Annotated in this window: 28 protein-coding genes; 14 read left to right on the forward strand and 14 right to left on the reverse strand. The window is 71.0% G+C overall.

All coding sequences use genetic code 11. From position 1 onward, the window contains the following. The first annotated feature begins 121 nt into the window (after positions 1-121). From ACLZOT_RS19975 to ACLZOT_RS20005, 7 genes are all read left to right on the forward strand, one after another. Positions 122-982, forward strand: a complete 861-nt coding sequence (locus tag ACLZOT_RS19975) for a helix-turn-helix domain-containing protein (RefSeq protein WP_416970321.1) — start codon at positions 122-124, stop codon at positions 980-982. A 5-nt stretch (positions 983-987) separates the two neighbouring features. Then, complete coding sequence (locus ACLZOT_RS19980) at positions 988-1,164, forward strand: DUF397 domain-containing protein (protein WP_416970322.1); 177 nt, start codon at positions 988-990, stop codon at positions 1,162-1,164. 40 nt (positions 1,165-1,204) lie between these two features. Then, positions 1,205-1,801, forward strand: a complete 597-nt coding sequence (locus tag ACLZOT_RS19985) for a hypothetical protein (protein WP_416970323.1) — start codon at positions 1,205-1,207, stop codon at positions 1,799-1,801. Further along, positions 1,791-2,426 carry a Fic family protein gene (locus tag ACLZOT_RS19990; RefSeq protein ID WP_416970324.1) on the forward strand — a complete coding sequence of 212 codons (636 nt, stop codon included), beginning with the start codon at positions 1,791-1,793 and terminating at the stop codon, positions 2,424-2,426. The genes ACLZOT_RS19985 and ACLZOT_RS19990 overlap by 11 nt, the downstream gene beginning before the upstream one ends. A 177-nt stretch (positions 2,427-2,603) precedes the next feature. Then, positions 2,604-2,906 carry a hypothetical protein gene (locus ACLZOT_RS19995; protein WP_416970325.1) on the forward strand — a complete coding sequence of 101 codons (303 nt, stop codon included), beginning with the start codon at positions 2,604-2,606 and terminating at the stop codon, positions 2,904-2,906. Positions 2,907-2,914: 8 nt separating this feature from the next. After that, positions 2,915-4,156 carry a putative T7SS-secreted protein gene (locus tag ACLZOT_RS20000; protein ID WP_416970326.1) on the forward strand — a complete coding sequence of 414 codons (1,242 nt, stop codon included), beginning with the start codon at positions 2,915-2,917 and terminating at the stop codon, positions 4,154-4,156. 56 nt (positions 4,157-4,212) lie between these two features. Next, positions 4,213-4,719, forward strand: coding sequence for a hypothetical protein (locus ACLZOT_RS20005; RefSeq protein WP_416970327.1), 507 nt, complete (start codon positions 4,213-4,215; stop codon positions 4,717-4,719). Here the strand turns inward: ACLZOT_RS20005 and ACLZOT_RS20010 are convergent. Then, positions 4,716-5,411 carry a hypothetical protein gene (locus ACLZOT_RS20010; protein WP_416970328.1) on the reverse strand — a complete coding sequence of 232 codons (696 nt, stop codon included), beginning with the start codon at positions 5,409-5,411 and terminating at the stop codon, positions 4,716-4,718. The genes ACLZOT_RS20005 and ACLZOT_RS20010 overlap by 4 nt on opposite strands. Positions 5,412-5,503: 92 nt before the next feature. On the opposite strand from ACLZOT_RS20010, the gene ACLZOT_RS20015 reads away from it, so the two are divergent. Then, positions 5,504-5,770 carry a hypothetical protein gene (locus tag ACLZOT_RS20015; RefSeq protein ID WP_416970329.1) on the forward strand — a complete coding sequence of 89 codons (267 nt, stop codon included), beginning with the start codon at positions 5,504-5,506 and terminating at the stop codon, positions 5,768-5,770. Further along, positions 5,767-6,159, forward strand: a complete 393-nt coding sequence (locus tag ACLZOT_RS20020) for a twitching motility protein PilT (RefSeq protein WP_416970330.1) — start codon at positions 5,767-5,769, stop codon at positions 6,157-6,159. Before ACLZOT_RS20015 ends, ACLZOT_RS20020 begins: the two co-directional genes overlap by 4 nt. A gap of 52 nt (positions 6,160-6,211) precedes the next feature. Here the strand turns inward: ACLZOT_RS20020 and ACLZOT_RS20025 are convergent, their stop codons facing one another. Continuing rightward, positions 6,212-7,111 carry a D-alanyl-D-alanine carboxypeptidase family protein gene (locus ACLZOT_RS20025; RefSeq protein WP_416970331.1) on the reverse strand — a complete coding sequence of 300 codons (900 nt, stop codon included), beginning with the start codon at positions 7,109-7,111 and terminating at the stop codon, positions 6,212-6,214. A gap of 223 nt (positions 7,112-7,334) precedes the next feature. Between ACLZOT_RS20025 and ACLZOT_RS20030 the strand changes: the two genes are divergently transcribed. Together ACLZOT_RS20030 and ACLZOT_RS20035 are read left to right on the forward strand one after the other, a co-directional pair. Further along, on the forward strand, positions 7,335-7,997 hold the full coding sequence (locus tag ACLZOT_RS20030; RefSeq protein WP_416970332.1) for a GntR family transcriptional regulator: 663 nt from the start codon (positions 7,335-7,337) through the stop codon (positions 7,995-7,997). A gap of 50 nt (positions 7,998-8,047) precedes the next feature. Beyond that, positions 8,048-9,289, forward strand: coding sequence for an MFS transporter (locus ACLZOT_RS20035; protein WP_416970333.1), 1,242 nt, complete (start codon positions 8,048-8,050; stop codon positions 9,287-9,289). Positions 9,290-9,378: 89 nt separating this feature from the next. Here the strand turns inward: ACLZOT_RS20035 and ACLZOT_RS20040 are convergent, their stop codons facing one another. Continuing rightward, the gene (locus ACLZOT_RS20040; protein ID WP_416970334.1) at positions 9,379-10,203 is read right to left on the reverse strand and encodes a maleylpyruvate isomerase family mycothiol-dependent enzyme; all 825 of its coding nucleotides are present in this window, start codon (positions 10,201-10,203) and stop codon (positions 9,379-9,381) included. Between the two features lie 187 nt (positions 10,204-10,390). Here ACLZOT_RS20040 and ACLZOT_RS20045 point away from each other — a divergent pair, with 187 nt between their 5' ends. Continuing rightward, positions 10,391-11,185 (forward strand): carbon-nitrogen family hydrolase, encoded by a 795-nt coding sequence (locus tag ACLZOT_RS20045; RefSeq protein ID WP_416970335.1) that lies wholly within the window; start codon positions 10,391-10,393, stop codon positions 11,183-11,185. Between the two features lie 63 nt (positions 11,186-11,248). On the opposite strand, the gene ACLZOT_RS20050 is transcribed toward ACLZOT_RS20045, so the two are convergent. Both ACLZOT_RS20050 and ACLZOT_RS20055 read right to left on the reverse strand, forming a co-directional pair. Beyond that, a complete protein-coding gene (locus ACLZOT_RS20050; protein ID WP_416970336.1) occupies positions 11,249-11,743 on the reverse strand; it encodes an LURP-one-related/scramblase family protein in 495 nt (164 codons plus the stop codon). Beyond that, complete coding sequence (locus ACLZOT_RS20055; RefSeq protein ID WP_416970337.1) at positions 11,740-12,759, reverse strand: GlxA family transcriptional regulator; 1,020 nt, start codon at positions 12,757-12,759, stop codon at positions 11,740-11,742. Before ACLZOT_RS20055 ends, ACLZOT_RS20050 begins: the two co-directional genes overlap by 4 nt. Before the next feature lie 53 nt (positions 12,760-12,812). Here ACLZOT_RS20055 and ACLZOT_RS20060 point away from each other — a divergent pair, with 53 nt between their 5' ends. Both ACLZOT_RS20060 and ACLZOT_RS20065 read left to right on the forward strand, forming a co-directional pair. After that, the gene (locus ACLZOT_RS20060; RefSeq protein ID WP_416970338.1) at positions 12,813-13,205 is read left to right on the forward strand and encodes a cupin domain-containing protein; all 393 of its coding nucleotides are present in this window, start codon (positions 12,813-12,815) and stop codon (positions 13,203-13,205) included. 30 nt (positions 13,206-13,235) lie between these two features. Then, positions 13,236-15,053 (forward strand): thioredoxin-like domain-containing protein, encoded by a 1,818-nt coding sequence (locus ACLZOT_RS20065; RefSeq protein WP_416970339.1) that lies wholly within the window; start codon positions 13,236-13,238, stop codon positions 15,051-15,053. Positions 15,054-15,090: 37 nt separating this feature from the next. Here the strand turns inward: ACLZOT_RS20065 and ACLZOT_RS20070 are convergent, their stop codons facing one another. Genes ACLZOT_RS20070 through ACLZOT_RS20110 form a run of 9 tightly spaced genes read right to left on the reverse strand, consistent with a single transcriptional unit; the run spans position 15,091 to position 26,351 of the window. Then, positions 15,091-16,308 carry a class I SAM-dependent methyltransferase gene (locus tag ACLZOT_RS20070; protein ID WP_416970340.1) on the reverse strand — a complete coding sequence of 406 codons (1,218 nt, stop codon included), beginning with the start codon at positions 16,306-16,308 and terminating at the stop codon, positions 15,091-15,093. Beyond that, on the reverse strand, positions 16,305-16,772 hold the full coding sequence (locus tag ACLZOT_RS20075; protein WP_416970341.1) for a cupin domain-containing protein: 468 nt from the start codon (positions 16,770-16,772) through the stop codon (positions 16,305-16,307). Before ACLZOT_RS20075 ends, ACLZOT_RS20070 begins: the two co-directional genes overlap by 4 nt. 23 nt (positions 16,773-16,795) lie before the next feature. After that, a complete protein-coding gene (locus ACLZOT_RS20080; protein ID WP_416970342.1) occupies positions 16,796-17,812 on the reverse strand; it encodes an NAD-dependent epimerase/dehydratase family protein in 1,017 nt (338 codons plus the stop codon). 3 nt (positions 17,813-17,815) lie between these two features. Beyond that, on the reverse strand, positions 17,816-18,808 hold the full coding sequence (locus ACLZOT_RS20085; RefSeq protein ID WP_416970343.1) for a Gfo/Idh/MocA family protein: 993 nt from the start codon (positions 18,806-18,808) through the stop codon (positions 17,816-17,818). Positions 18,809-18,810: 2 nt separating this feature from the next. Next, positions 18,811-21,351, reverse strand: coding sequence for a glycoside hydrolase family 3 N-terminal domain-containing protein (locus ACLZOT_RS20090; protein WP_416970344.1), 2,541 nt, complete (start codon positions 21,349-21,351; stop codon positions 18,811-18,813). Beyond that, positions 21,348-22,127 (reverse strand): PIG-L deacetylase family protein, encoded by a 780-nt coding sequence (locus ACLZOT_RS20095; RefSeq protein ID WP_416970345.1) that lies wholly within the window; start codon positions 22,125-22,127, stop codon positions 21,348-21,350. Before ACLZOT_RS20095 ends, ACLZOT_RS20090 begins: the two co-directional genes overlap by 4 nt. After that, a complete protein-coding gene (locus ACLZOT_RS20100; RefSeq protein ID WP_416970346.1) occupies positions 22,124-23,083 on the reverse strand; it encodes a glycosyltransferase in 960 nt (319 codons plus the stop codon). Before ACLZOT_RS20100 ends, ACLZOT_RS20095 begins: the two co-directional genes overlap by 4 nt. After that, the gene (locus ACLZOT_RS20105; protein WP_416970347.1) at positions 23,080-24,489 is read right to left on the reverse strand and encodes a sugar efflux transporter; all 1,410 of its coding nucleotides are present in this window, start codon (positions 24,487-24,489) and stop codon (positions 23,080-23,082) included. The genes ACLZOT_RS20100 and ACLZOT_RS20105 overlap by 4 nt, the downstream gene beginning before the upstream one ends. Further along, positions 24,486-26,351: an NAD(P)-binding protein gene (locus ACLZOT_RS20110; RefSeq protein WP_416970348.1), complete on the reverse strand. Its 1,866-nt coding sequence runs from the start codon at positions 26,349-26,351 to the stop codon at positions 24,486-24,488. The genes ACLZOT_RS20105 and ACLZOT_RS20110 overlap by 4 nt, the downstream gene beginning before the upstream one ends. Positions 26,352-26,406: the final 55 nt, after the last annotated feature.

Genomic DNA, 26,406 nt, shown 5'->3' on the forward strand with positions numbered 1-26,406 from the left:
ATTGAGCACTGAAGGTAGCGTTGTTCCAGACGGCCTCGCAAGAACTCTCGGGGAAATATCTCCCGGTTCCCTCTTGTGGGGTACGCTGCGCGCGGCCGCTGACCGGGAGGAGACGAGCGTGATGACAGGGCGGGCTTCCACTGTGCTGGCACGGAAGTTGGGCGGTGAGCTGCTGCGCCTGCGGGAGGCCGCCGGCCTCACCCAGCCCCAGGCCGCGGGGGCGTTGTCGGCGACCGCCGCGAAGGTGGCGAAGATGGAGCGGGGGTGGGTGCCGATCCGGGAGCCCGATGTCCGCGCGCTGTGCAAGCTGTACGGGGTGGAGGACGAGGCCGTCGTCGAACGGCTGCTGGCGATCGCGAAGGCGGATCGGGAGCGGCGTAAGGCGAAGGGGTGGTGGAATCAGTACCCGCAGCTTCAGGAGATGATTGAGTACGTCGCGCTGGAGGACGTCGCCACCAGCATGCGGACGTGGGAACTCGCCATCGTCCCGGGCCTGTTGCAGACCCCCGACTACGCGCGGGCGCTGGCGGTCGGGAACGGGGTCTGGGAGGACCCGAACGCGATCGAGCCGTTCGTCGAATCCCGGCTGGCCCGGCAGGCGCGGCTGGGCGGCGAGAACCCGCTGGAGCTGTGGGCGGTCGTGCACGAAGGAGCGCTGCGACAACTCGTTGGCGGAAGCGCCGTGATGCGGGCACAGTTGGAACACCTGCTGGACATCGCCCGGCGGCCGAACGTGAAGGTGCAGGTGCTGCCGTACCACGCGGGTGCTCACCCGGGCATGACCAGCGCCTTCACCATCGTGTCATTCGCTGAGCAAGGCGCCTTGGACGTGGTCCACATGGACACCACCTCCTCGACGTTGTGGCTGGAGAGCGATACTGATGCCGACCAGCACAGCAGGCTCTTCGACCGGATCGCACGGGTGAGTCTGGCGCGACAGAACTCGATCAGGCTGATCGAGGGGATCATGAAGGAGTTGTAGTCGAGGTGGCCGCGTTCGAGTTCGTCAAGTCCAGCTACAGCGGCGGCAACGCCGGTCAGCAGTGCGTCGAGGTCGCCCGCAACATCCCCGGCACCGTCGCCGTACGCGACTCGAAGAACCCCGGCGGCCCTCTCCTCCACCTCACCCCCTCCACCTGGGCCGCCCTCCTCAAGGCGCTCTGAGCCCTCGTAAGGAACAGTCATCACCCTCGGTCAGTTCCCCATGTTCAAGGGATGGCAGGACTTCGACCCGGCCCGCCACCCCTTCGACCCCGATACCGGGCTCCCCGGCGTGCGCGACGTCGTTTCCACCTCGGCCGGTTCGGAGCATTCCGTCGCTCTCGGTCTCGGTGAGCGTTTCGGGAAGTGGGCCTATCGAGCCCTGGGCGCGGTCGACGAGAACAGTTACTCCGGTGCCGTCATCCGTGAGCTTCCCGCGTACTCGGACGAACCCGAACAACTCGCGCGCAGATACACCAGCGTCCTGCTGCAATGGCGGAACTGGCTGGAGGATCTCGCGGCGGCCTTCACCTCGTTGGCCCCCGCACCGGACGCCGGCGTGGAGCAGATCCGTAAGGCCCGCGCTCGGGCCGTCGTCCCCCTCGTGACGCTCGTCGTCGAGCGGACGGGCGCGGGTGAGCTGTGGCTGCCTGCCTGTGAGGACGCGATCGCGTGGTACCTGGAGACGACCGGCATGTCGGCGTTCGAGGCGGAGGAACTGGCGTGCGCCCTGGTGGACTCGGAGTTCAGAAGCTGGGTCTCCCCCGATGCCGAGGCCGTGAGCCGGGTCCAACTGGCCATCGGGGAGCATGGTGCGTGACGACCTCGCCGCCTGGCTGGAGGTCCGTTCGCGGATCCGCTGGGAAGAGACGGCCGACCCGCTGACGGGACCGATCCGAGGGCGCCGGGACGGAATCGCGCACCTCACGGTCGTACACGAGAAACGCTTCCGGAACGCGTGGAGTTCCGTACAGGAGGACGCCGCGGCTGGTCGGCCTCTCGGCTTCTCGCGTCTCGCCGCCTGGCAGAGCGTGGTCCTCGGGCGGGAGCAGTTCACGTTCCGTCGGCTTCCCGCGTTCGCCAAGGGCGGGGACGAGCGGTACGGGGTGGACGCCGGGACCCCGGCCCTGTTCGACGTGTGTCTGGCGGAGGCGACCGGCCCCGCCCCCGTCGCGGCCAGAGCCGCCCGCTTGTACCTGGACGTGTCCTTCTTCCACCCCTTCGAGGACGGCAACGGACGTTCCGCCCTCCTCGCACTCGGGTATGTCCTCGCGCGCGAGGACATCGTCCTGGACGAGGTGACCCCCCTGCGGATCCCCCGCTACGCGGACGACGAGCCAGGCGCCCACTCCCTGGTCCGCCTCGTCCAGACCCTGGCACTCGCGGCGCAACTTCGTCAGCGCGTCCCCGGCTCGCAGCCCTTGGTCGAAACGCAGGCCGGGTGAGTCCGGCGAGCGCCGAGCAGGAAGCAACGCCCGGGAACCCATGGCCGAGTTCGCCTTCTCTACCGGTGTGGACCCGATGCTACGCTTCGCGCGCCGATCGTCCGGTGCGTGTCGCGGGACGCGGAAACGGGTGGATACAGCCGGTGCAGGCCGGTTTCATGAAGGGGGAGTTCAGCCATGGCTGAACCTGACCTGGGCGCGGATTCGGACACGTTGAAGAAGGGCGCCAGGGACGTCGTGGAGGCGCTGCGGCCGACCGAGGGTTTCAGCCTCGAAGGCGTGGCGGGCCGGAGCGGGGTGTTCGGGGAGTCGGCGGCGGCCGCGGCCTTCGCCGCGTTCTGCGGTACGTGGCAGGTGGGCGCGCAGATCCTCAGCGGTCGTACGGCGAACATCGCGGCGGGCATCACCTCGTCGTCGAGCACGTTCAAGAACACGGACGGAGACGTCCACAACACCGTGAACTCCGTCAAGACCGACTAAGGCGAGCGGTGACAGCTTCACTCGGATCGACAAAGGATCCCAAGGCGCTCATTCCCGGTGACGTCCAGGCGTTGACGGAACTCGCCGAGACCATGACGAAATGGTCGGGGAAGTTCGACGACGTCGGCTCCAACCTGAAGGACGTACGGGTCCCCGGCTGGAACGGCGAGGCCAGCGACGCGTTCTGGAAGAGCCTCTCCGGCGAGAAGGGCAACTGGTACATCGCCTCCGACCACATGGCGGGCGCGGCGAAGTCCATCAACGCCTATGTCGGCGTCCTGCGTTGGGCGCAGGGTCAGGCCGCCGACGCGATCGAGAAGTGGGACGCCGGCGACCACGCGGCGGCGGAGCAGGTGCTCGGCACTGCGCGCGCCCAGACGCAGCAGGCGGCCGGCACCCTGTCGACCGAACTCGGCCAACTGGCCGGCGGCGCTCCCGACAGCCCGAACTGGCTGCATGAAGCGGCGGCCCTCGCCAAGGATCTCGGCATCGGCCAGAGCACCACCTCGCCCGCCGAGGAGCTGTGGCAGTACGGCAACAACCCCGCCGACCAGCACAAGCGGAACTGGGGCCACCAGGACCCGAACGCCGTCCCCGACGACCCCGCGGCCAAAAAGGTCAGCTGGTCGGTGAAGATCGCCGAGGTCACCGGTGGCGCCGAGGTCTGGTCCAAGGACGCCAAGGGCGAGGTCACGGTGGGCGGGGTCAAGCTGTCCGGGGAGGCCGGCGTCAAGCTGCTGGGCCTGGACGGTTCCGCCGTAGCCGGCATCACGGACGGCAACCTGGAGCTGAAGGCGACGGGCAGCGCGTACCTCGCCAAGGCCGAGGCCAAGGGCGGCGTCGAGTACGGCATCCTCGGCGCCCAGGCGTCGGGCGCCGCGTTCGTCGGCGCGAACGCCGAGGCCAGGCTCAGGGCCGGCAAGGACGGGCTGCACGGCGGCGCGGAGGCGTTCGCGGGTGCCAAGGCCGAGGGGTCGGTGTCCGCGTCCGTGGGCGGTGTCGGTGCCGGTGTGACCGGCGAAGCCTGGGCGGGGGCGGGTGCCGCGGCCGGCATCGACGTCGGCAAGGGGGAGGACGGCAAGTACCACATCGGCGGTGAGCTGGGCGTCGGTCTGGGCGTCGGCGCCAAGGTGGGGTACCAGATCACCGTCGACCCGGCCGAGGTGCTCGACACGGTCGGCGACGCGGCGGACGCGGTCGGCGACGCCGCGGACTACACGTGGGACCACACGGTCGGCAGCTGGTTCTAGGCTGGCTTCGAGTCCAGCCGGCCCTTGTTCGCGTTCATGAAGGAATCGGATTCACCATGGCTACCACGTTGCCGGTCAAGATCTCGTTCTCGCTGCCGGACGGCTGGCAGCCGGCGCCGCCGGACGAGGTGGGGGCACCCTCGGTCGCCTTCGTGGCGCTCCACCCCGCGTCCGTCGACGGCGGCTTCACGGCGAACATCACCATCGCCGGCCGGATGCGCAACGACGGCGCGACCATCCGCCAGATCGCGGACGAGTCGGTACGGCGGCTCGGGCAGGCGGGAGAGGTCCGGGTCCTCAAGAAGCAGGACGTGGGTACGCCGGACCTGCCGGGCCTGACGGACGCTCCCGGAGTGGTGCAGAACCTGCGCCTGTCCACCACCCTCCGCGGCGCCCCGCTGGAGCTGGCGCAGAGCCAGGTCTATCTGGGCCTGGAGGACACGAAGAACCCCGCCGAGCGGGCCGTGATCGAGCTGGTGCTCACCGCGAAGCCGGGACAACTCCCCGAAGTTCTGGAGGACTTCAAGGAGTTCGTCCGCTCGGTACGGGCCGATGAGAACTAGGCGGACCAGACCCGCGCGGGGATCCGGTCGAGCACGTCGCACAGATAGGTCAGGTGCTCGTCCATCCCCTGCGGGCTGAGCCGGCCCTTGTACCAGGTGATCAGCTCGTCGCCGTGCAGCCGGACCGGTGCGGCCTGCGGGTTCGCGGCCAGGAAGGGGACGACCCCGTCGGTCAGCGCGGCGCGGGCGAACGGCTCGTCGTCCGTGAGCACGGTGAACGCGTCGTCGAACTCCGCCGCCCCGAGCCGCACCGTACGCCCGCGCCGCGCGACCGCGTCCAGCGCCTCGGGCCGCCGCACGACCAGGTCGGGTCCGGTGCCCGGCGTGGTGACCGCGAACACGGTCCAGTAGACGGGCTTGTTGGCTCCCGGACCGATGTCGTTGACCCCGATGGTCCCGGTCGTGTACTCGAAGCAGCAGAAGCTCCGCCCCCGCTGCTCACCGGTGATGTAGTGCCGCGCGAGCAGCCTGCTCCCGCTGACCGGCAGCGGAGCCATCCCGCAGAGCCGGTCGATCACTCCGTACGTGGCCTCCTGGTACCCCCACCCCCTGCCCTGGGCCACCCGGACCGCCTGGGCCCTTCCCTCGGCGCCCTCCACCTGGCTCCTGCGACTGCGCACGAACGCGGTGGTCACGACAGCGAAGATCCCGCCCACGAGCAGGATCACGAGCACGGGCATCAGTACGTCCATGGGACGCGATTGTGTCGGATGTCCGGTGCGGGGCGCAGCGGGGGTGCGGGAAGGGTTGGGCGGGGATTGCCATATCGCGCTATGGTGAATGTATGGCTAGCAAGAAGGTGACGATCACCCTCGATGAATCCCTGGTCGAAGCCCTGGCCGGCGCCGCGGAGGAGGAGGGCATCCCTCTCTCCCGGCTTGTCGCCAGTGCCGCGGAGCGAGAGCTGAGGCTGAGGGCCGGTCGCGCGGTGATCCAGGAGTGGCAGGCGGAGAACGGCGCCTTCACCCCGGAGGAACTCGCCGCCGCGCGTGCCGAGATGGCCGCGGCGGATGCCGAGCACCTCGGCGGCGCGGGAGCCTCGGCCGCGTGAACATCCCCTACCTGTACGACGCCGGTGCTCTGATCGCCATCGACAACGGCGACCGGCGCATGTGGGCCCGCCACAGCCTGGCCCTCGAAGACGGCCGGGACATTCACGTCCCCTCCATCGTCGTCAGCCAGGCGTGGCGTGACTCCCGGCGTCTGGTGCGCCTCGGCAAGTTCCTCGCGGGATGCCAGGTCGTCCCCGTGGGCCTCGAAACCGCCAAGGCCGCGGGCATCCTCTGCGGCAAGGCCGGCACGGCGGACGTCGTCGACGCCACGGTCGTCGTCATGGCAGCCGGTCTCGGCGCCGTCGTCTGGACCTCCGACCCGGACGACATCCGCGCGCTCGCCGACGCCCAGGACACCAAGCCCGCCCTCGTCGTCCGTACGGTCTGAAACGCCGAGGGAGCCCACCGCAACCCACCCGGTGAGCCCCCTCGTACATGACCTACTTCAGGTTCGCGAACCCGTAGTTGAGCAGCTTCGTCGCGTCCTGGGCGCGGACCGTCGCGTTGGTGGACGCGAGGACCGTACCGACCATGGTCTTGCCCCCGCGGGTCGCCGCGAAGACGAGGCAGTACTTGGCCTCGGGACCGGAGCCGGTCTTGACGCCGATCGTGCCGCTGTAGCTGGACAGGAGGGTGTTGGTGTTGGTCCAGGCGGCCATCTTCCGGCTGGTGCCGGTCTTGGTGATGGTCGTGGCCGTGTAGGACTTCGTCTTCACGATCGCCCGGAAGTTCGCGTCCTTGAGCGCGTTCTTCGCGAGGGTCGTGAGGTCCTGGGCGGTCGACGCGTTCTTGCCGTTGCCGATGCCGTCGAACGAGTCGAAGGTCGTGTTCTTCATGCCGAACGACTTCGCCTTGGCGTTCATCTTCGAGATGAAGTTCTTGACGCGCGCGTCACGGGTGGATCCCGTGCCGTACTTGTCGGCGAGCGCGTACGCGGCGTCGCAGCCGGACGGCAGCATCAGCCCGTACAGCAGCTGACGGACCGTGACCTTGTCGCCGACGATCAGCCGCGCCGAGGACGCGTTGTTCTTGACGATGTAGTCGCTGTACGCCATCTGGATCGTGACCTTGTCGTTCAGGTTCAGCTTCGGCTGAGACAGAACGACCGCGGCGGTCATGATCTTCGTGGTGGAACCGGTGGAGAGCTTCGTGGTGGCGGCCTTGCCGTACGCCTTCCCGCTCGCGTTGTTCATCACGTAGCCGGCCTTGGCCGCGATCGACGGCGCGACGGCGGCCTGCGCGGGAGCCGCGGCGAGGGCGCCCGTCGCGAGCATCGCGACGGCCGTCGCGGTGACGGCGGCGGCTCTGCGGACAGGCTTGCCCTTGAGTGCGGTTATCAACTGAAATACCCCGATTGCGTTGAAATGCCCCTGAGTGCGGCCTGGTTGAGAGGAGGGGAAAGTAAGGGGCCGCACGTCTGTGACACGTACCTAGCACAGAAAGTTGTGCGTCTGGTTCCGGGAATTTTGAATCTCTTGAGGAAACTGGGGCCGACGGGGCGGGTCGCCGTCCGCATGGTGAAACGTTCCCCCCTTGCGTACGTGTTGTATCTATCCTGTCGGCATGCCGTCAGCCCCGCCCGTCCCCGTCACCAAACAACCCGCCGCCGACCGCGTCTACGCCCACGTCAAGCAGGGCGTCCTGGACCGCCGCTTCGAAGGCGGCACCCTCCTCACCGAAGGCGAACTCGCCGACGCCGTAGGGGTTTCGCGGACCCCGGTCAGGGAAGCGCTGCTGCGCCTGGAGGTCGAGGGCCTGATCAGGCTGTATCCCAAGAAGGGCGCGCTGGTCCTGCCGGTGTCGGCACAGGAGATCGCCGACGTCGTCGAGACACGGCTGCTGATCGAGGAGCACGCCGTCCGCAAGGCCGTCCCCGCGCGCGCGGGCCTGGTCGAGCGGCTCGCGGAGCTGCTGGAGCGGCAGAAGGAGGAGGCGGGGCGCGGCGACCTGGCCGCGGCGGCCGTCACCGACCGCTGCTTCCACGCCGAGATCGTCCGCAGCGGCGGCAACGAGATTCTTACCCGGCTCTACGACCAACTCCGCGACCGGCAGCTGCGGATGGGCGTCGCGATCATGCATTCGCACCCCGACCGGATCGCCAAGTCGCTCGTCGAGCACGAGCAGATCCTCGACGCGCTGCGGTCCGGCGACGCCGAGGCGGCCGTATCGATCGTCCGCCGGCACGTCGACTGGTTCGCGCATCTCGCCCGGGGCGATGTCCGGTGAAGAACTCCACTCTCCCGGGTGACCCGCCCGGCGGGCGCCGCGCTGTCGTCATGTGGTCCATCGGAGTGTCGGTCTACTTCGTCGCCGTCATCTTCCGTACGTCGCTGGGGGTCGCGGGACTCGACGCCGCCGACCGCTTCCACGTCGGCGCCTCCGCGCTGTCGACGTTCTCGATCCTCCAGCTCCTCGTGTACGCCGGGATGCAGATACCCGTCGGCCTGCTCGTCGACCGGCTCGGCACCAAGCGGGTCCTGACCATCGGCGTCGTGCTGTTCACGGCTGGACAGCTCGGGTTCGCGCTCTCCCCGTCGTACGGCACCGCCCTCGCGTCGCGCGCGCTGCTCGGCTGCGGGGACGCCATGACGTTCATCTCCGTCCTGCGGCTCGGCAGCCGCTGGTTCCCCGCGCGGCGCGGGCCCATGGTCGCGCAGCTCGCGGGGCTCGCCGGGGTCGCCGGGAACCTGGTCTCCACGCTGGTCATCGCCCGGCTCCTGCACGGCGTCGGCTGGACCGCCGCGTTCGCGGGCAGCGCCGGGCTCGGGATCGTCGTACTCGTCCTGCTGGTGCTGTTCCTGAGGGACCATCCGGACGGGTACGAGCCCGATCCGATGCCGCATCAGGGCGCCGCGTACGTCCGCCGCCAGATCGCCACCGCCTGGCGCGAGCCGGGGACGCGTATGGGGCTGTGGGTGCACTTCACGACCCAGTTCCCGGCGATGGTGTTCCTGCTGCTGTGGGGGATGCCGTTCCTGGTCCAGGGACAGGGGCTGACGCGCGGTGAGGCGGGCGGTCTGCTGACGGTCGTCGTGCTGTCCAACATGGTCTTCGGGGTGGTGTACGGCCAGCTCATCGCCCGGCACCACGAGGCGCGGCTTCCGCTCGCGCTGGGCACGGTCCTCGCCACGGCCGTGGCGTGGGCGCTCGCGATCGGCTACCCCGGCGACCACGCGCCGACCTGGGTGCTCGTGACGCTCTGCGTCGTCCTCGGCGCCTGCGGACCCGCCTCGATGATCGGCTTCGACTTCGCGCGCCCGGCGAACCCGCCCGAGCGTCAGGGCACCGCCTCCGGGATCACCAACATCGGCGGCTTCACGGCGTCGATGTTCACTTTGTTCGCGATCGGCGTCCTGCTGGACGCGACCGACGACAGCTACGGGATCGCGTTCTCGGTCGTTTTCGTACTTCAGGCGATCGGGATCAGTCAGATCCTGCGGCTGCGGAAGAAGGCGGCGCGCAGGGAGCGGGAGCGGCTGGTGGCGTCCCGGGTGGAGACGGTGCACGTGCCCGCGTAGAGGGACGGGTACGAGGGGCCGCCGCGAGCGGCGGTGTACGAGGCCGGCGCGGGCGTTCATATGACCGCCCGCCTTGGCCTCCGTACCCGCTACGGCGTGACTGTGAAGTTCCTGAGGATCGCCGCCGTCAGCTCCGGGTCGCCCTCCGCCTTGACCCGGTCGGCGACGGCGTCCAGGGCGACGCGGCCGCAGGCCAGGCGGACGTACGTCTCCCAGTCGAGGACGAAGGAGGCGGCGGGGCCCAGCGCGGGGACCGTCTCCAGGGTGCCGCGGCCCTGCATGTCGACGCGGATCGTGCGCAGGAACTCGACCGGGCCGGTCACGTCGAAGACGATCGCCGAGCTGCGGGGGGCGTTCGACTTCTCCGCGACGATCGCGGGCAGCGCGTCCAGCAGGACGTCCCGGGCGATGTGCGCGCCGGGGGAGTCGAGGTTGCCGGGGCGGCCGAGGGCGGTGCGGAGGTCCTGTTCGTGGGCCCAGACGTTGAACGCGTGGGAGCGCATCGACTCTTCGAGGGTCAGCTCCGTGCCCAGGGGGCCGCGGACCTTCGCCGAGGGGGCGCGGTTCTCGTTCCGCAGCTGCCGGTTGCGGCGGATGATCGTGTACTCCAGCTCCGCCGTCATCTCCGGGGAGGTGTGGTGGCGGCGGACGTCGACCTGGACCTCCATGTACCGCTGGAGGTCGGTCGTCAGGTGGAAGAGGTCGCGGGGCAGGGAGTGGATCGGGCGCGGGTCGCCGTACATCTCGCAGTCCAGGCCGATGACGTGTGAGACGACGTCCCTCACCGACCAGCCGGGGCACGGCGTACGGAGGTTCCAGTCCGCCTCCACCAGGGGCTGCACCAGCTCGGTTATCGCTTCTATGGAGTGCGTCCAGGCGTCGGCGTAGGGCTGGAGGGTGGGATGCAGACTCACGGAACGGGACCCCTCGGCGGTCGGTACACGGGCGGCGGTCGGTGGCGGCGTTGCCAACGGGAGGTTGTCGGCTGCTGTCGGTGGCGTCTTAGCACGCTAAGTTACGCTGCTGTGGACGGCCCCGGCAGTGCTTTCGTGTGACGATCGTAGGCCGATGTGGACTACTCGAATGCCAGGACGGTGTACTGTGCGCGCTTCGTTGATCCAAGTTGCCGTGGACGAGGGCGAATCGGTCGAAGACCGGCGGGGACGGGTCGCCTCTCTCGTACGTGCGTGCAGTGACTCCGATCTCGTCGTCCTGCCCGAGCTGTGGACCACCGGGGCGTTCGCGTACGAGCTGTTCGGCGCCGAGTCCGAGGAGCTGCGGGGCGTGACGTACGACGTGATGGCGAAGGCCGCCGCCGACGCGGGGGTCTGGCTGCACGCCGGGTCGATTCCCGAGCGGGGTTCTGATGGAGCCCTCTACAACACCTCCCTCTTTTTCTCACCGAGCGGTGACCTTGCCGCGACCTACCGGAAGATCCATCGGTTCGGCTTCGACAAGGGCGAGGCCGTGTTGATGGGGGCCGGGCGGGACCTGGTCACTGTCTCCCTGCCCGACACCGTCGTCGGTGTCGCCACCTGTTACGACCTCCGTTTCCCCGAGCTGTTCCGCGGTCTCGTCGATCTGGGCGCCGAGACCCTCGTGCTGTCGGCGGGCTGGCCGGAGCGCCGCCGGTCCCACTGGACGCTGCTGGCTCAGGCGCGGGCTGTCGAGAACCAGGCGTTCGTCCTTGCGTGTGGAACGGCCGGGACGCATGCCGGAGTTCCCCAGGCGGGTCACTCGATCGTGGTGGATCCATGGGGAGCTGTGCTGGGGGAGGCCGGGCACGGCGAGGAGGTCCTCACCGTGGAGTTCGAGCCGGGGCAGGTGGGGGAGACGCGGGAGGTGTTTCCGGCGCTGAAGGACCGGGTGCTGGGGGTGGCTACGCCGGAGCGGTGAGGGTGCGGCGGGGTGCTGCCGGGGTGCCGCTGGTTTCGCGTGCGGGGCGGTCGTTTTCGGGGGTCAGTCGTCCTCGCGCTCCTTCTCCGCCAGGTGGATCACGCACACCGTCACCGCGATCAGCAGCGCCGGGTCCGCGTCCTCGCGGACGACGTCCACGCCGTACGTCTCGCGCACGCGCAGCCAGCGGCGAGAGATGACGGCGAGCAGCTCGCCGTCGTACTCCACGGCGAACTCGCGGTCCATGATCTTGCCGCTGACGTCGAGGTCGGTGCCGTCGACGAGGGACACGCGGTAGTGGTTGCGCAGCAGGGAGAGGCGCTTGCGGCGGATCGTCGCCAGGGTCTCGCCCTCGCGCTCGATCACCATCGTGTCGCGCAGGGCGAACATCTTCTGGTGGATGTCGATCAGGACGCGCCCGCGCGTGTCCTTCAGCTCGAAGGTGTCGCGCAGGCGCATCGCCTTGCCGTCGACCAGGAACACCTTCTGGCCTCGGTCGTCCTCGATCCAGTAGTCCTCGCCGAAGCCGAGGAGCCGGTCGCGTACCAGGAATCTCATGCCGGTACGGCTTCCCCGCCACCGGGCCCGAAACGCCGCCTGTACGCCGACGGGCTGAGTCCGGTCGCGTGCCGTACGCGTGCGCGGAGGTTCGCCGCCGTACCGAGGCCCGCGCGCGCGGCGACGACGTCCAGCCGCTCCTCGCCGCGCTCGATCAGCCGGCACGCGAGCGCGACCCGTTCGCCGGTCAGCCAGGCGAGCGGCGTCGTGCCGAGCTGGGCGCGGAAACGGCGGTGGAGGGTCGCGGGGGAGACGCAGGCGCGGGCGGCGAGGCCGGCGACCGTCAGGGGGGTGTCCAGGCGCTCCTGGGCCCATTCCAGGAGCGGGGCGAGGGACTCGTCGGGGACGCGGGGGAGGGGGCGTTCGACGAACTGGCGCTGTCCGCCGTCGCGGTTCGCGGCGAAGACGAGACGCCGGGACACCGCGTTGGCGATCTCGACGCCGTGGTCCCTGCGGACGACGTGCAGGCCGAGGTCGAGTGCGGAGGCGCTGCCGGAGGCGGTGAGGATGTCGCCGTCGTCGACGAACAGGACGTCCGGTTCGAGCAGTACGCGCGGGTGACGTGCGCGGAACGACTCCTGCCACATCCAGTGGCACGCGGCGCGGCGGCCGTCCAGGAGGCCCGCCTCGGCGATCGTGAACGCGCCCGAGCAGAAGCCCATCAGCCGGGCCCCTCGCGCGTGCGCGTGCCGGATCACGTCGAGCACCGTACGCGTGCGCGGGACGAGGACGTCGGGGCGGTTCGGGACGATCAGGGTGTCGGCGTCCTCGGCGGCCTCCAGGCCGGCGACTCCGGTGAGCGTGAAGAAGCCGTCGCGCATACGCGTGCGCGGGTCGGCGGCGCAGAGGGCGAAGTCGTACAGCTCGCGGCCGAGTTCGGGGCGGCGCAGGCCGAAGATCTCGATCGCGCAGCTCATCTCGAAGGGGTTGGAGTTGTCGTCGACGATCAGGACGACGCGGTGTGGCCGGCCGACCGGCTGCTTCGGCTGCTTCGGCTGCGAGGATCCTTGCGGCATGTGCGATTCCTAGCACTCGTGCGGGGCGGCCGGCCACGGCGAGCATGATCGGCATGAGCACTCAGCCGATCTCCCTCGCCGCCGCCCTCGCCTCCTTCGACGAGCGGTGGAGCCCGCGCATCGTCACGTCGGTCAACGACTACGACGTCCGCGTGACCCACGTCGAGGGCGAGCACCTCTGGCACGCGCACGACCGCACCGACGAGTTCTTCCTGGTGATCGAGGGGGAGTTGCACATCGCTCTGCGGGAGCCCTCCGGCGAGCGGACGGTCGTCCTGGAGAAGGGTTCCGTCTTCACCGTCCCGCGCGGGGTGGAGCACAAGCCGTACGCGCCCGTCCCGACCGACATCCTGCTCCTCGAACCGACGGGCACCTCGACCGTCGGCGACCGGCACGACGAGGTCCCGGACCACGTGGACGCGACCACGGGACACGCGCTGTCGTGACTGTCAGTGCCCGGTGGCACCCTTGAGGGCATGAGCGACACCACTCCGCGCCGCGTGCGCGTCCGGGCCCCCGAGCTGGTCGGCAAGGGCGGCTGGCTGAACACGGGCGACCGTCAGTACACCCTCGCCGACCTGCGCGGACGCATCGTCGTCCTGGACTTCTGGACGTTCTGCTGCATCAACTGCCTGCACGTCCTGGACGAGCTGCGCGAGCTGGAGGAGAAGCACGCGGACACGGTCGTGGTGATCGGCGTGCACTCCCCGAAGTTCGTCCACGAGGCGGAGCACCAGGCGGTCGTGGACGCGGTGGAGCGCTACGGCGTGGAGCACCCGGTCCTGGACGACCCGGAGCTGGCGACGTGGAAGCAGTACGCGGTGCGCGCGTGGCCGACGCTGGTGGTGATCGACCCGGAGGGGTACGTCGTCGCGCAGCACGCGGGCGAGGGGCATGTGCACGCGATCGAGCGCCTGGTGACCGAGCTGGAGGCCGAGCACGGCGCGAAGGGCACGCTGCGGCGCGGGGACGGCCCGTACGTCGCGCCCGAGTCCGAGCCGACGGCCCTACGCTTCCCCGGCAAGGCGCTCGTCCTGCCGTCCGGCACGTTCCTGGTCAGCGACACGACCCGGCACCAGCTCGTGGAGCTGGCGGAGGACGGCGAGAGCGTCGTACGCCGGATCGGCACCGGCGCGCGCGGGTTCGCGGACGGGACCGCCGAGGCGGCGTTCAACGAGCCGCAGGGGCTCGCGCTGCTGGACGACGGGGCGGTGGTCGTCGCCGACACCGTCAACCACGCGCTGCGGCGCGTCGACCTCGCGAGCGGCGAGGTCACGACCCTGGCCGGGACCGGGCGGCAGTGGTGGCAGGGGGCGCCGGCCTCGGGGCCCGCGCGCGAGATCGACCTCTCCTCGCCGTGGGACGTCGCGCTGTTCGAAGGCCGGGTGTGGATCGCCATGGCGGGCGTGCACCAGCTGTGGGCGTACGACCCTGCCGAGGGGACCGTCGCCGTCGCGGCAGGGACGACCAACGAGGGGCTCGTGGACGGGCCGGGCGCTCAGGCGTGGTTCGCGCAGCCGTCGGGGCTCGCGGCGACGGCTGACCGGCTGTGGCTGGCCGATTCCGAGACCTCGGCCCTGAGGTGGGTCGATACGGACGGAAACGTGTCCACGGCGGTCGGGACCGGTCTCTTCGACTTCGGGCACCGGGACGGGGCCGCCGGACAGGCGCTGCTCCAGCACCCGCTGGGGGTGACCGCGCTGCCCGACGGGTCGGTGGCGGTCAGCGACACGTACAACCACGCGCTGCGCCGCTACGACCCGGCGACCGGTGAGGTGACGACCCTCGCGACGGACCTGCGCGAGCCGTCCGACGCCGTGCTCGTCGGGGACGACCTGGTCGTCGTCGAGTCGGCCCGGCACCGGCTGACCCGGCTGCGGCTGCCGGAGGAGGCGGTGCGCGTCGAGGCGGTCGCCCACCGCACGCGGCGCGCGGCCACGGAGGTGGCGCCCGGGAAGCTCCAGCTCGACGTCGTGTTCCAGGCGCCGTCGGGGCAGAAGCTGGACACGCGGTACGGGCCCTCGACGCGGCTGCTGGTGTCGTCGACCCCGCCGGAGCTGCTGCTCGCGGGGGAGGGGGCGGAGACGGAGCTGTCGCGGGTGCTGGAGTTGAATCCGGCGGTGGTGGAGGGGGTGTTGCACGTCTCGGCGATGGCCGCGTCGTGTGATGACGATCCGTCGATCGAGTACCCGGCGTGTCATGTGCACCAGCAGGACTGGGGGGTGCCGGTCCGCCTCGTCGAGGGCGGGGCGGACCGGCTGCCGCTGGTGCTCGCGGGGATGGATCAGGAGTAGCTCTGCGGAGGTAGCTCTCAGGTACCCCCTACCTCCCCTACTCCACGGTGAGGTGCGGGAACGGCACCACGAACATCCCGCCGGACTCGACGTACTGCGTCAGCCCGGCGGTGATGTCGTCCCGGAAGTTCCACGCGAACAGCACGCAGTAGTCGGTGCTCTCCCGGGTGAGGGCGTCCGGCGGCAGGACCGGGATGCCCGAGCCGGGGATGTGGAAGCCCTGCTTGCGGGGGTTGTCGTCGACGATCCGCTCGATCGCGTCGTCGATCCCCGCCTGCGTCATCAGCGTCACCGCCCGCGCCGACGCCCCGTACCCCGACAGCCGCTTCCCGCGCGCCCGCAGGCCCTCGACGACGTCGTACAGCGCGGTGTTGACGCGCTGGGTGCGTGCCGCGAACGACCGGGTGAGGGTGCCGTCGAGCAGGCCCGCCTCCCGTTCGCGGGCGAGGAGTTCACCGACGGCGGGGGCGACGTCGATGGCGCGGACGGCGGACGCGGGCCGCAGCCAGCAGCGGATCGAGCCGCCCTGGGTGGCGATCTCCTCGACGTCGACGACCGCCAAGTCGTGCAGTTCCGCGGCCTGTTGGAGCGCGTGGAGCGAGAAGTACGACATGTGCTCGTGGTAGATGAACTCGTACGTCCCCGTCACCGCCATCGGCAGCAGGTGCGCGGCCTCCACGACCGCGTGCGAGGCGGGCGCGAGCAGGCGCCGGATGCCGCGCAGGACGCTGCTCAGGTCGCCGACGTGCGCCAGGACGTTGTTCGCCAACACCAGTTCGGCGGGGCCCTGTTCGGCGAGGATCTTCTCCGCGACCGACTCGTCGAAGTGCGTCGCGTGGGTCGGGACTCCGGACTCCTCCGCGGTCCGGGCCAGGTCGACGGCCGGGTCGACGCCGAGCACCCGGACGCCGGGGGCGGCGAACTGTCGTAACAGGGTGCCGTCGTTGGAGCCGATCTCCACAACCGACGTGGGGCGGTGGCGCGTTGTGAGCATGCCGGCGAGGGCCGCGTAGTGGCGGACCAGGCCGGGGGCCGCGCCGGTCGCGTACTTGTAGTCGCGGAAGAGCAGGTCGCGGTCGACGAGGTCCGCCAACTGGACGTGAGTGCAGGCGGTGCAGCGGACCAGGCGCAGCGGGAAGCGGTGCGCGCGGCGGGCGTCGGCGGCGGTGTCCGCGAGGGCGTTCGCGGGGGGTGTGGGGCGCAGGTCGAGGACGTCCTCCAGGGCGCCCGACGTACACAGCAGGCAGCGGTTCATCCCTGCCTCCGGCGCTGCTGGGGCTCGCCCGTGACGAGGGGGCCGATGTCCTTCAAGTACGGGGCGACTTCCGGGCGTTCCTCCAGCGGGTCGACGCGGACGACCGCGTCCTCGTACTTGTGGCCGGCGCGGTCGACGTCGGAGAGGGTGACGAAGACGGTGTGTTCGGGGAAGACGGTGGTGTGCGGGACGCCCTTGGGGCTGACGACGGACTGCCCGGGGCCCACCTCGGCGACACAGATGCCGAGTTGGGGATCGTCCTCGATGTAGATCATGCGGCCGGAGACCACGTACATGAGGTGGCTCTCGTCGTGGTGGTAGTGGTTGCCGCGCACGGCGCCGCGCTCGGACTCGATGACCATCGTGCCGGCGGTCGCGAAGGGCGGCAGCGCGGTGATCGAGCCGCGCGGGTCGGTGTGGACGGCGTCCGGGGGCAGGAGTGGCGGCTCGTTCGGGGAAGCCATGGGGGGTCCTTTCTGACGGCTCGTCAGAGTGTGGCGGTGGTGGGGGAGTTCCAGTGGAAGTCGGCGTCCAGGTCGCCCGCCGAGCGCTTGGCGAGCAGCCACTCGCGGCGGTCGGTGCCGGCCCAGCCGTCGCCGGTCTCGCTGAGCGGGGCGCGCAGCCGCAGCCGGTAGGCGTCGAGGACCTCGCGCAGGCCGTCCGCCGCGGTGCAGGTCGACTTGAACTCCCCGTACGCCGCCTGGAACTTGTCGAAGCAGACGGCGTAACTGCGGCTGTCCGGCGCGGGTTCCTTGGTGACCGTCACATCGGGCAGGAGTTCGCGGGTCATCTCGACGACGTCGACGATGCGGTGGTTCTGGTCGGCGAAGCCCACGTTGAAGACCTCGCCGCCCGACTCCCTTGATTCCAGGACGAGTCGGATCGCCTGCGCGGCGTCCGCGACGTGCAGGAGGGGCCGCCACAGCAGGCCCTCCCCGTTCATCCGGATACGGCCCCAGCGCACGGCCGTCAGCGCGATGCGGTTGACCATGAGGTCGCTCCGAAAGGACGGCGAGTCGCCGAACAGGGTCGCGAAGCGCAGCGCGACCGGGGCGAACGACTCGTCGGCCAGCCGCAGCACCTCATGCTCGGCCGTCACCTTGCTGGTGGCGTACGCGGTCTCCGGCGCGACCGCGTCCCGCTCGGTCAACTCGCCCTCGCGGGCCGCCCCGTACACGCTGCACGAGGAGGCCAGGACGTACGACCTGATGCCGAGCGACTTCGCCAGCTCGGCGAGTCTGACCGGGGCGTGGGCGTTGATCTGATGGGTGGCGGAGGCGGACAGGTCGCCGCACGCGTCGTTGCACATCGCGGCGAGGTTGACCACCGCGTCGCAGCCGCGCAGGTCGTCGCGGGTGACGCGGCGGACGTCCTTGCGGGGCTGGCGTGGAGCCGGATCGAAGTAGCCCGTGTCGAGACCGACGACCTCGTGCCCGTCGTGCAGCAGCGATCGCTCCAGGACGGAACCGAGATATCCGCGGTTGCCCGCCAGAAGAATTCTCACAGTTCACACCTCGTGTGGATGCGGGGATGGTTCGCTGAACGGTGGTGCGGGTCGGCCGGCCGCCCGGTCGAGCGCGGCCAGCAGGGCGGTGACGGACCGGTCCCGTTGCCAGGCAAGGGAGTTGTCGCCGGGTTCCGTCACCTCGTCGAGAAACGTGCGGAGTTGGCGCAGGAGGGGTTCCTCGTGGGCCTCGAAGAGCAGGCGGCGCCGGGGGTCGAACAGGCGCCGGTCCCGCCAGACGGCGACCAGGTCGGGGCCGTCGTACAGGCGGATGTCCTTGCGGCGCAGGCCGGTTGCGGCGACGAGGGCGTGGGCTCGGCCGGTGCGCAGGGGGAGGGGGGTCTCGATGCGGGTGGGGGTGCTGAGGGGGGTCGGGGGTGGTGTGTCGGGTTCGGGGGTGGCGTCGGGGTGGGGGCCGGTTCGAGGTTCGGGTCTGGGGCCGGTTTCGGGTTCCGGGAGTCCGCCCAGCAGGTCCGCGATGCTGAAGACGTGCGGGTAGTACTCCCAGACCAGGTCCGCCCGGGTCGTGCCGGGGGCGGGTCTCGTCCAGGTGAGGTGCCAGTTCGGGTCCTTCAACGCACTGGCCATCAGGGCGAGTTGGTGCAGGGCCTGGTCGTGGCAGTGGGTGTAGCCGGTGTGCAGGGTGAGTCCCCGGCGGCGGGCCTCGGCCTGGGTGCGGGCCAGGTCCGCCGGGTCGGTGACCGCGGGTTTCTCCACCAGGACGGGCAGCCCCCGGCGCAGGCACTCCAGGGTGATCCCGGCGTGCGAGGCGCGCGGGGTGACGACGGCCACCGCGTCCAACTCCCCCTCCAGCGCCTCCTGGAGGGACGTCGTGTGCCGGACCTCGGGATGGTCGACGGCCAGCCGGCGGGCGTCGTCGCCGCGGTGCCGGGTGTGGCACACGACGACGTCCGCCCCCAGCAGCGCGGCGGCCCGCAGATACCGCCGGCCCCACGCACCGGCCCCGATGAGAGCCAGCCTCCGTCTCGGCCGCATGCCTACGGGACACGCCAGGAGACGTCGGCTATCTCCAGCACCGCCGTGCCCTCGGTGTAGAGCATGAACGGCACGTCCACATGGCGCAGATCCATCCCCGTGGCCGCCAACTCGGCGAGCGGCACCGCGAGTTCGGACCACTGCTCCGGCTCCAGCTCCCGCAGCCTCGGCGCGAGGTCGACGCCCGGCTGGGCCGGGTAGTCGTCGTGGCACGCCAAGTACAGGGGACCGGAGGGCTGTTGGAGGACCCGGACGGCGAAGCGCACCTCGCCGTCGAGGTAGCCGCGCAGGTCGGCCGGGGTGCCGGTCGGCGACTCCGCGTACACGAAGGCCGGGTAGCCGGTGTAGCGCAGCCGCAGTCCGACGCCGTCGGTCGGCCCCGGCACCGGATCACTGTGCACGATCAGGCACTTCATCGGCCCGGTCAGCGGCACGGCCTCCCGCGACCAGGTGTTGTGCCCGCCGACCTTCAGGTCGTACGGCGTCCCCTCCGCGTCCAAGACGCGCAGTGGGCCGTCGACTTGGGGTGCCGGTGGGGGCGGTTCCGGGGTGTCCAGGGGGAGTTGCTCCGTCGAGGGGGTCTGGCCGTCGTACATGCTCAGGCCGTGGCCGACCGGGAAGAGCGGGGTGTGGCGGCCCGTGGGCGCGGTCTCCTCCGGCGGGACGCGGTAGTCGGGCAGGTGCGGGGGGATCCGGTTCACGGCGGCCGAGTCGCGGGTGCGCGGCCAGGACACCGGCAGCCGGCCCTGGAAGTCGGGGCCGCCCTCGAAGAGGACGTCGGTGACGCCCTCGGCGTAGGGGCCGGGCAGCCAGGCGGTGACGAAGGCGTCGGAGAGGTTGATCTCCTCCGTGCAGTACAGGGGACGGCCGGTGAGGAAGACGGTCACCGTCGGGACGCCGGCCGCCCTCAACCGCCGCAGCAGCGCCAGGTCTTCGGCGTACGACAGCTTCAGGTCGGCGTAGCCCAGGGAGCGCCAGGGCTTCAGCGTGCCGCGCATCTCGGCGTACGCGTCCTCGCCCATCACGACCAACGCCACGTCGTACCCGGCGGGATCGTCGAGGTCCTGCGTCAACCGGCCCTCTGGCGCGAGGGAGTTGCGTACCGCGTCCGTCAGGGTCGTGCCGTCGGGGAAGTCGGCGCGGGTCACATCGTCGCCCTGCCAGCTGAACGTCCAGCCGCCGCACTGCTTGCTCAGGGAGTCCGCCGCGGAGCCGGTCACCAGGACGCGCGCCGTGCGCTTCAGAGGGAGGACTCCGGGTGAACTCTTCAGCAGGACGAGGGACTTGGCGGCGGCCTCGCGGGAGAGCGCGCGGTGCTCGGGGTGGCCGAGGAGGCCGGCCCCGGCCCGGTCGCGGGGGCGCGGCCGGTCCCACAGGCCCAGGCGCAGCTTCATCCGCAGGACGCGCGACACGGCGTCGTCGATGCGGGACATCGGGATCACCCCGTCCCGGACGTACCGCACGGTCGAGCGGTGCACGCCCTGCCATGCCTCGCGGCCCGCGACCATCAGGACGTCCATGCCCGCGTTGATCGCGTAACCGGCGTCACCCGCCGAGCAGTTGGCGACCTCCGCGTGCGCGTCCCAGTCGCTGAGCAGCACCCCGTCGAAGCCGAGCGCGTCCTTCAGGATGTCCGTCAGCAGGAACCGGCTGCCGTGCACCTTGTCGTTGTACGGCTCCGAGATCCCCGGCGAATGGTCGTAGTTGGCCGGGTTCGACCAGCTGCTGAACGAGACCATCACGCACTGCGCGCCCGCCTCGATGCCGGCGATGAACCCCTGCGCGTGGATGTCGCGCAGCACCTCCTCCGAGCAGCGCGCGGTGCCCCGGTCGCCGCCGTTCTCGGTGCCGCCGTCGGCGATCCAGTGCTTGAGGCTGGAGATGACCCTGCCGCCCGCGCGCAGGGCGGTGACATCGCCCTGGAGGCCCTCCACCATGGCCCTGCCGTACGCGTGCACCAGGGCCGGGTCCTCGCCGTAGCCCTCGTAGTAGCGGCCCCAGCGGCGGTCGCGCGGGGTCGTCACGGTCGGCGCGAACGTCCAGTCCATGCCGGTCGCGGCGACCTCGCGGGCCGTCGCCTCGCCGATGCGGCGCATCAACTCCGGTTCGCCCGCGGCCCCGAGGCCGATGTTGTGCGGGAAGACCGTCGCGCCGAACACGTTGTTGTGGCCGTGCACGGCGTCGGTCGCCCACAGGAACGGGATCCTGAACGGCCGTCCCTGCCAGCCCTCTTCGGCCGCCTCCCAGAAGCGGTCCACGGTGTCCACCCAGTCCTGGACCGAGGCGTGCCGCTTGCCGCCCGGCCAGATCCCGGCGCCGTTGAGCGCCGAGCCGATGTGGAAGTCCCGGACATCCTCCGGGGTCAGCTCGGCCAACTCCGGCTGGATCATCTGGCCGACCTTCTCCTCCAGCGTCAACTGGGCGAGAATCCCGGCGACTTGCCGCTCGATCTCCGGGTCCCTCGGGAACGCGGAGGTGAGGCGGGGCCAGGCGGACAGGGGCCGCAGGGAGGGCAGGCGCGTGCTGTCGGCGTGTGTCGTCATCGGTGGTCCTTCTGTGCGGCGGTGACCCAGAATTCCTCGGTGCGGGCCGCGAACACCCGCTCCTGGAACGGCGGCGGCACGACGGCCCGGGTCTGGCCGGGCGCGAACAGCTCGACCTGCGTGCGGTGTTCACGGAACGCGGCGTGCTTCCGCTCGACGTACGGCGTGATGTCGAAGGACACCAACTGCTCCGCGGTGTCGGTCTGGCCCGCCGCCGGGTTGCGGTTGACGAAGCCGAACTCGTCCTCGGTGCGCTCGTCCCACACCACGTACCGGAACACCTCGGGTTCCAGGCCGAGTTCGGCGAGACAGGAGACGACCGTCTCACCGGTGAGGCGGTGGTCGGCGTTGAGCTCCCGCACCTCGTGCGGGAGATAGACCTGCGCGACGTCCCGGTTCGTCCGCAGGACCTCCAGGACGTCCCGCCTGAACTCCGGCAGATGCTCGGCCAGTTGGGTGTCCGGGTAGTCCAGGAAGCGGGCCGCCTCCGCGCCGATGCCCATCGCCTTCGCCGCGCCCCGCGCCTCCTCCCGGCGGATCACCCGCAGTTCGGCCGGGGTCGGCTCGGTGTGGATGTCGAGGACCGCCGCGTGCGACATCGCGCCGTCCGTCGCGAACACCACGCCCACGCGGGCGCCTTCGGCGGCCAGGCGCGCGATGGTGCCGCCGCAGGCGATCACCTCGTCGTCCGGGTGCGGGGAGAAGACCAGTACGCGGGCACCCTCGCGGCGGGCCTCCCGGTCGGCGGCCGTCCACATGCCCAGCAAGGGCATCATCGCTCCCCTCCGGCCGCCGCCGCGCGCTCGGCGTCCATCTGGTCGATGGGCCGCACGATCGACCCCAGGTGCTCGGTCGGCTCACCCTCCGCGAGACCCCGCGAGCGCAGGACGTCCTCGATCTCGTGGAAGTGGGTGTTCACCACCAGATGGGCCACCGGAGTGTCGTACTTGGCCGCGAAATAGCGGTAGTTGACCGCCGCCGAACGCATGTTGGACTCGTAGTCCTTCGGGTGCGGGACGTGCAGCGCGGCCGCGTCCCGGCGCAGTACGAAGCGGCAGCCCGCCGTCCGCAGCCGGTAGCTGACGTCGACATCCTCCGCGCCCCACTGCCGGTACGCCTCGTCGTAGCCGCCGACCTCCCTCAACAGGGCCGTGTCCACCGAGGAGTTGCAGGTCCACCACATCAGCCAGGGCGCCGTCAGCGCGTCCAGGTCCTCGCCGTAGCGCTCGTAGTAGTCCTCACGGATGTCCAACCAGCGCTTCTCCGCGGCGAATTCGGCGAACGACACGTCCGGGTCGGCGAAGTTCAGGGACTTGACGATCTCGTCGCCGTCCTCGTTGCCCTCGTTGAAGCAGAAGACGTAGCCGACCACGGCCGTGGGCTCGTCCGAGGCGGCGTGCGCGTCCAAGTGGGCTTTCAGGGCGCCGGACTGGAGGATCACGCCGGAGTCCACGAACACGGTCACCTTGCCGCGCGCCTTCGCCAGACCCAGGTTGCGGGCCTTCGCGGCGCGGTAGCCCTCGTCCTCCTGGAAGGCGTAGTGGATGTCCAGGCGGTCCCGGTACGAGGCGACCACCTCGGCCGTGTCGTCCGAGGAGCCGTCGTCCGCCACGACCACCTCGAACGCGTCGTCCAGGCGTTGGCGGACCAGCGAGTCGAGGGTGTGGGTGAGCAGGCCGGCGCGGTTGTAGGTCGGGACGACGACCGTGCAGGCGGGCGACGTGGTGGTCACTCGGGGCTCCCTTCGGCGGGGCGGGCGGGGGGTGTTGAGTCGGTGGAGGCTTGCGGAGCAGGGGAGTTGGCGGGGTGTGTGTCGGCGGGGGCTTGCTGGGTGGCGGGGCGCGCGTCGGTGAGGGCCTGTCCGGTGGCGGGCTGTGCGCCGGTGAGGGCCTGCTTCGTGAGCGCCGGGTCGGTGTCCTGGACCCGCAGCGGCAGCACCAACACCCCCGCGATGGCGGTGAGTCCGGCGCACACCCAGAAGACCTGCGTGTAACCCGTCCACGTCGCGACCGTGCCGACCGCGAGGCCGCCCAGGAACATCCCCGCCTTGAAAGCGCTGGAGTACAGCGCCGACGCGGTGCCGAAACGGCCCGGCAGACTGTCCTGGAGCATCACGACCGGGATGTTCAACGCCACTGCCGCCCAAGCCGCGTTGAGCGGCTGGAGCGCCAGCAGCGCCGCCCGGCTGGTGTCGGCGACCGGCAGCAGCGCGAAGAACGCCGTCGCGCAGACCGTCGCCGTGATCAGGAAACGGCGCTTGCCGAAGCGGTCCGCCCAGACGCCGACCATCACCATCAGCGGGATCTCCAGGGCCGCGCTCACACCGAGGAGCAGGCCCGCGAACTGGCCGCTCATACCGAGGTCGTCGGTGATGTAGAGGGGCAGGTTGATCTGGTACATCGCGTTCGCGCCGAGCAGCAGGACCACCGAGCCCAGCACCAGCAGCGTGCGCGGGCCGACCCCGGCGAACATGCCGCGCAGGCCCGGGAGTTGGTCCTCGCCCGGCGTCGCCGCTTGTGCCGTGCGCGGGTACGGCAGGCCCCAGCGGCACAGCACCGCCGCGACCAGCGAGAGGCAGGCCGTCGCCGCGTACAGCACCGCGAACGACCACTGGGCGACGATCCAGAACGCCAGCGGCGGGCCGATCACCCACGCCAGCGAGGTCACCGAGCGCAGGAAGCCGTTGAAGAACGGCGCGTCCACGCCCCGGTCGTCCGCCAACTCCCTTGTGTAGGCGAAGAGTTGCCCGAAGCAGGCGCCGCCCAGGCCGAACAGGACCATCCCGGTGACCAGCAGCAGCGTGTAGTCCCGCAGGAACGTGTAGCACAGCGCGCCGGACGCGTTCAGCAGCGCGGTGAGCACGAGGATCGCGCGCCGGTCCTTGAGCCGGTCGGAAACCGCCCCGACGACGACGTCCGTGCCGATCTCCGCGATAGACCGCGCGGCGAAGAACAGCCCGACCATCAGCGGCGTCGCGGCGACCGCCTCGGTCAGGAACAGGCTCGTGGTGGGCACGAGAAACGCCCCCGCGATCCCGACCGCACCGGTCGCCGCGATCAGATTCCGCACGGCGGGATCCGCGACGAGCCGCCACCTACCGCCCTTCGCGGGCGCACCCTCGGTGGTACCGGCGCTCACGCGGGACTCCCGGCGGAGGCTTCGTCGAGGGGGGCGGTGATGGTGGGGGTATCAGGGGAGCCGGGGGCACCAGGGGCGTCGGCCGCCCCCCTCGCACCGGCAGGTGTGCCGCCGCCCGCACCCCCTGCCCCCAACTCCCGCTGCCGGTAAGGCAACCACGCCTCCAGCGCCCTCCCCTCCGGTACCCGGGCCGCCGCCTCGAAGTCCCCCGCCTCGATCTCCCCCTCCGACAGCAGCCGCTCCCGCGTCGCCACCGGCAACGACGCGAGGATCCGGTGGCGTACGGCGTCGAGGTCGAAGCGGTCGTCGTGGGCGGCCGGTATCGGACTCGGCGTGCCGGGGCGGAGGTTGGCCGGGTCGACCTGGCTGGAGACCAGGGTCCAGTAGTCGCGGAAGCGCACCGCCGGGTCGGGCAGCGCGCCGCTGAGGAGGCCGAGGCGGATGGTCTCCAGCCAGCAGTCCAGGTACCGCCGGTCCGCGAGCGTGCCCATGTGCTCGGCGCACCAGGCGGCCCGCTCCTCAGGGCCGGGTATCGCCGTCTTGCCGCCGAGGACGCTCAGCACCCAGCCGCCGATCGCCTCGAAGTACGGGCAGGCCGTGCCGAACGCCTCCGTGTCCACAGGGGTGTTGACGACGGCGAGCGTCGGGTCGTGCCGCCAGAAGTGGTGCTCGTACAGGTCCTCGCGCCGCAGCGCCGGGAGGAAGCTGTAGTCGGGGGCCTCGTAACCGAGACACAGCACGACGGCGTCGTACCGCTGGAGGGTGTCGTCCGCGAGGACCACGCCGCCGTCCTCGGTGAAGCGCCCGAACGCCGCGACCGGCGTAACTCCTCCGTCGTACACCGCCGGGACGATCTTCTCGTTGACGTGGACGGCGCCGTGATACCCGTCCCCCGGAAGTAGCCCCGTCGCCGCGTACCGGCCCATGTACTCCGGCATCCACTCCGTCAGCCAGGAGAGGTACCGGTCGTACGGCACCTCCTCCACGGCGACCCGCCCCGCGTACGAGAACAGGGCGTCGTTGTAGACTCCGCCGATGTCCCGGGGCAGGAACAGCTGCCGGCGCCGTACGGACCAGTCCACCCGGGCCGCGTACGGCGCGAGGTCGGCCGCGATGTCCGCGCCGCTGACCCCGCCCCCGACCACCAGGACCCGCTGACCGGCGAAGGTCTCGGGCCCCCGGTACTCGGGCGAGGTGAGGACGCGGACACCGCTCCCCGGCGCGGGGAGGCCGCCGTCCGGGAGCCGGGGCCGCCACAGCTCGCCGTTGGCGACGAGGACGGCGTCGAACAGCTCGGCGTGCTCGGGGTTGGGCGGGGGAGGCGGCTCGGGAAGCTGCCGGGCACCCACCGGGTCGGCGAGGGCGCCGGAGGCCACGGCGGCATCCGGCTCGGTGATGGCGCCGGACGCCGCCGAGACCCCGGAGTCGGCGAGGCCGCCGGAGGAGTCGCCGGACCCCCCGATGCCCTCACCCCCACCCCCCGCCCCACGGGACCAGACAGGCCCGCTCGAAGCGCGCGTGCCGACCCGCCAGCGGCCCCCCTCCTTCACCACCGACACGACCTCCCGCCCGAACCGCACCACGTCGAGCAGCCCGAACGCGGCGGCGTACCCGTGCAGATACGTCTGCACCTCGCCCTGCGTCGGGAAGTCCGCGGCGAACCGGGGCGGGTGGTCGGAGAACGGCATGCTCATGCGGGAGCTCTGCATCCGGACCCCGGCGTACGCTCCGCCGGACGCCGGGTTCCAGATGCCGCCGAGATCCTGGTGCTTCTCGTAGCAGACCACGTCGTGCCCGTCCGCGAGAGCCTGCTTGACGCAGGTCAGGCCCGCGGGACCGGCTCCGATCACGGCTAGACGCATGTAGGGGACTCCTGGCCTCGATGGTTCGGTGGGGGGCGGTGTGCTGAGCGCGAGG

It is taken from the genome of Streptomyces sp. 4F14 (assembly GCF_048159485.1).
Classification (GTDB): Bacteria; Actinomycetota; Actinomycetes; order Streptomycetales; family Streptomycetaceae; genus Streptomyces.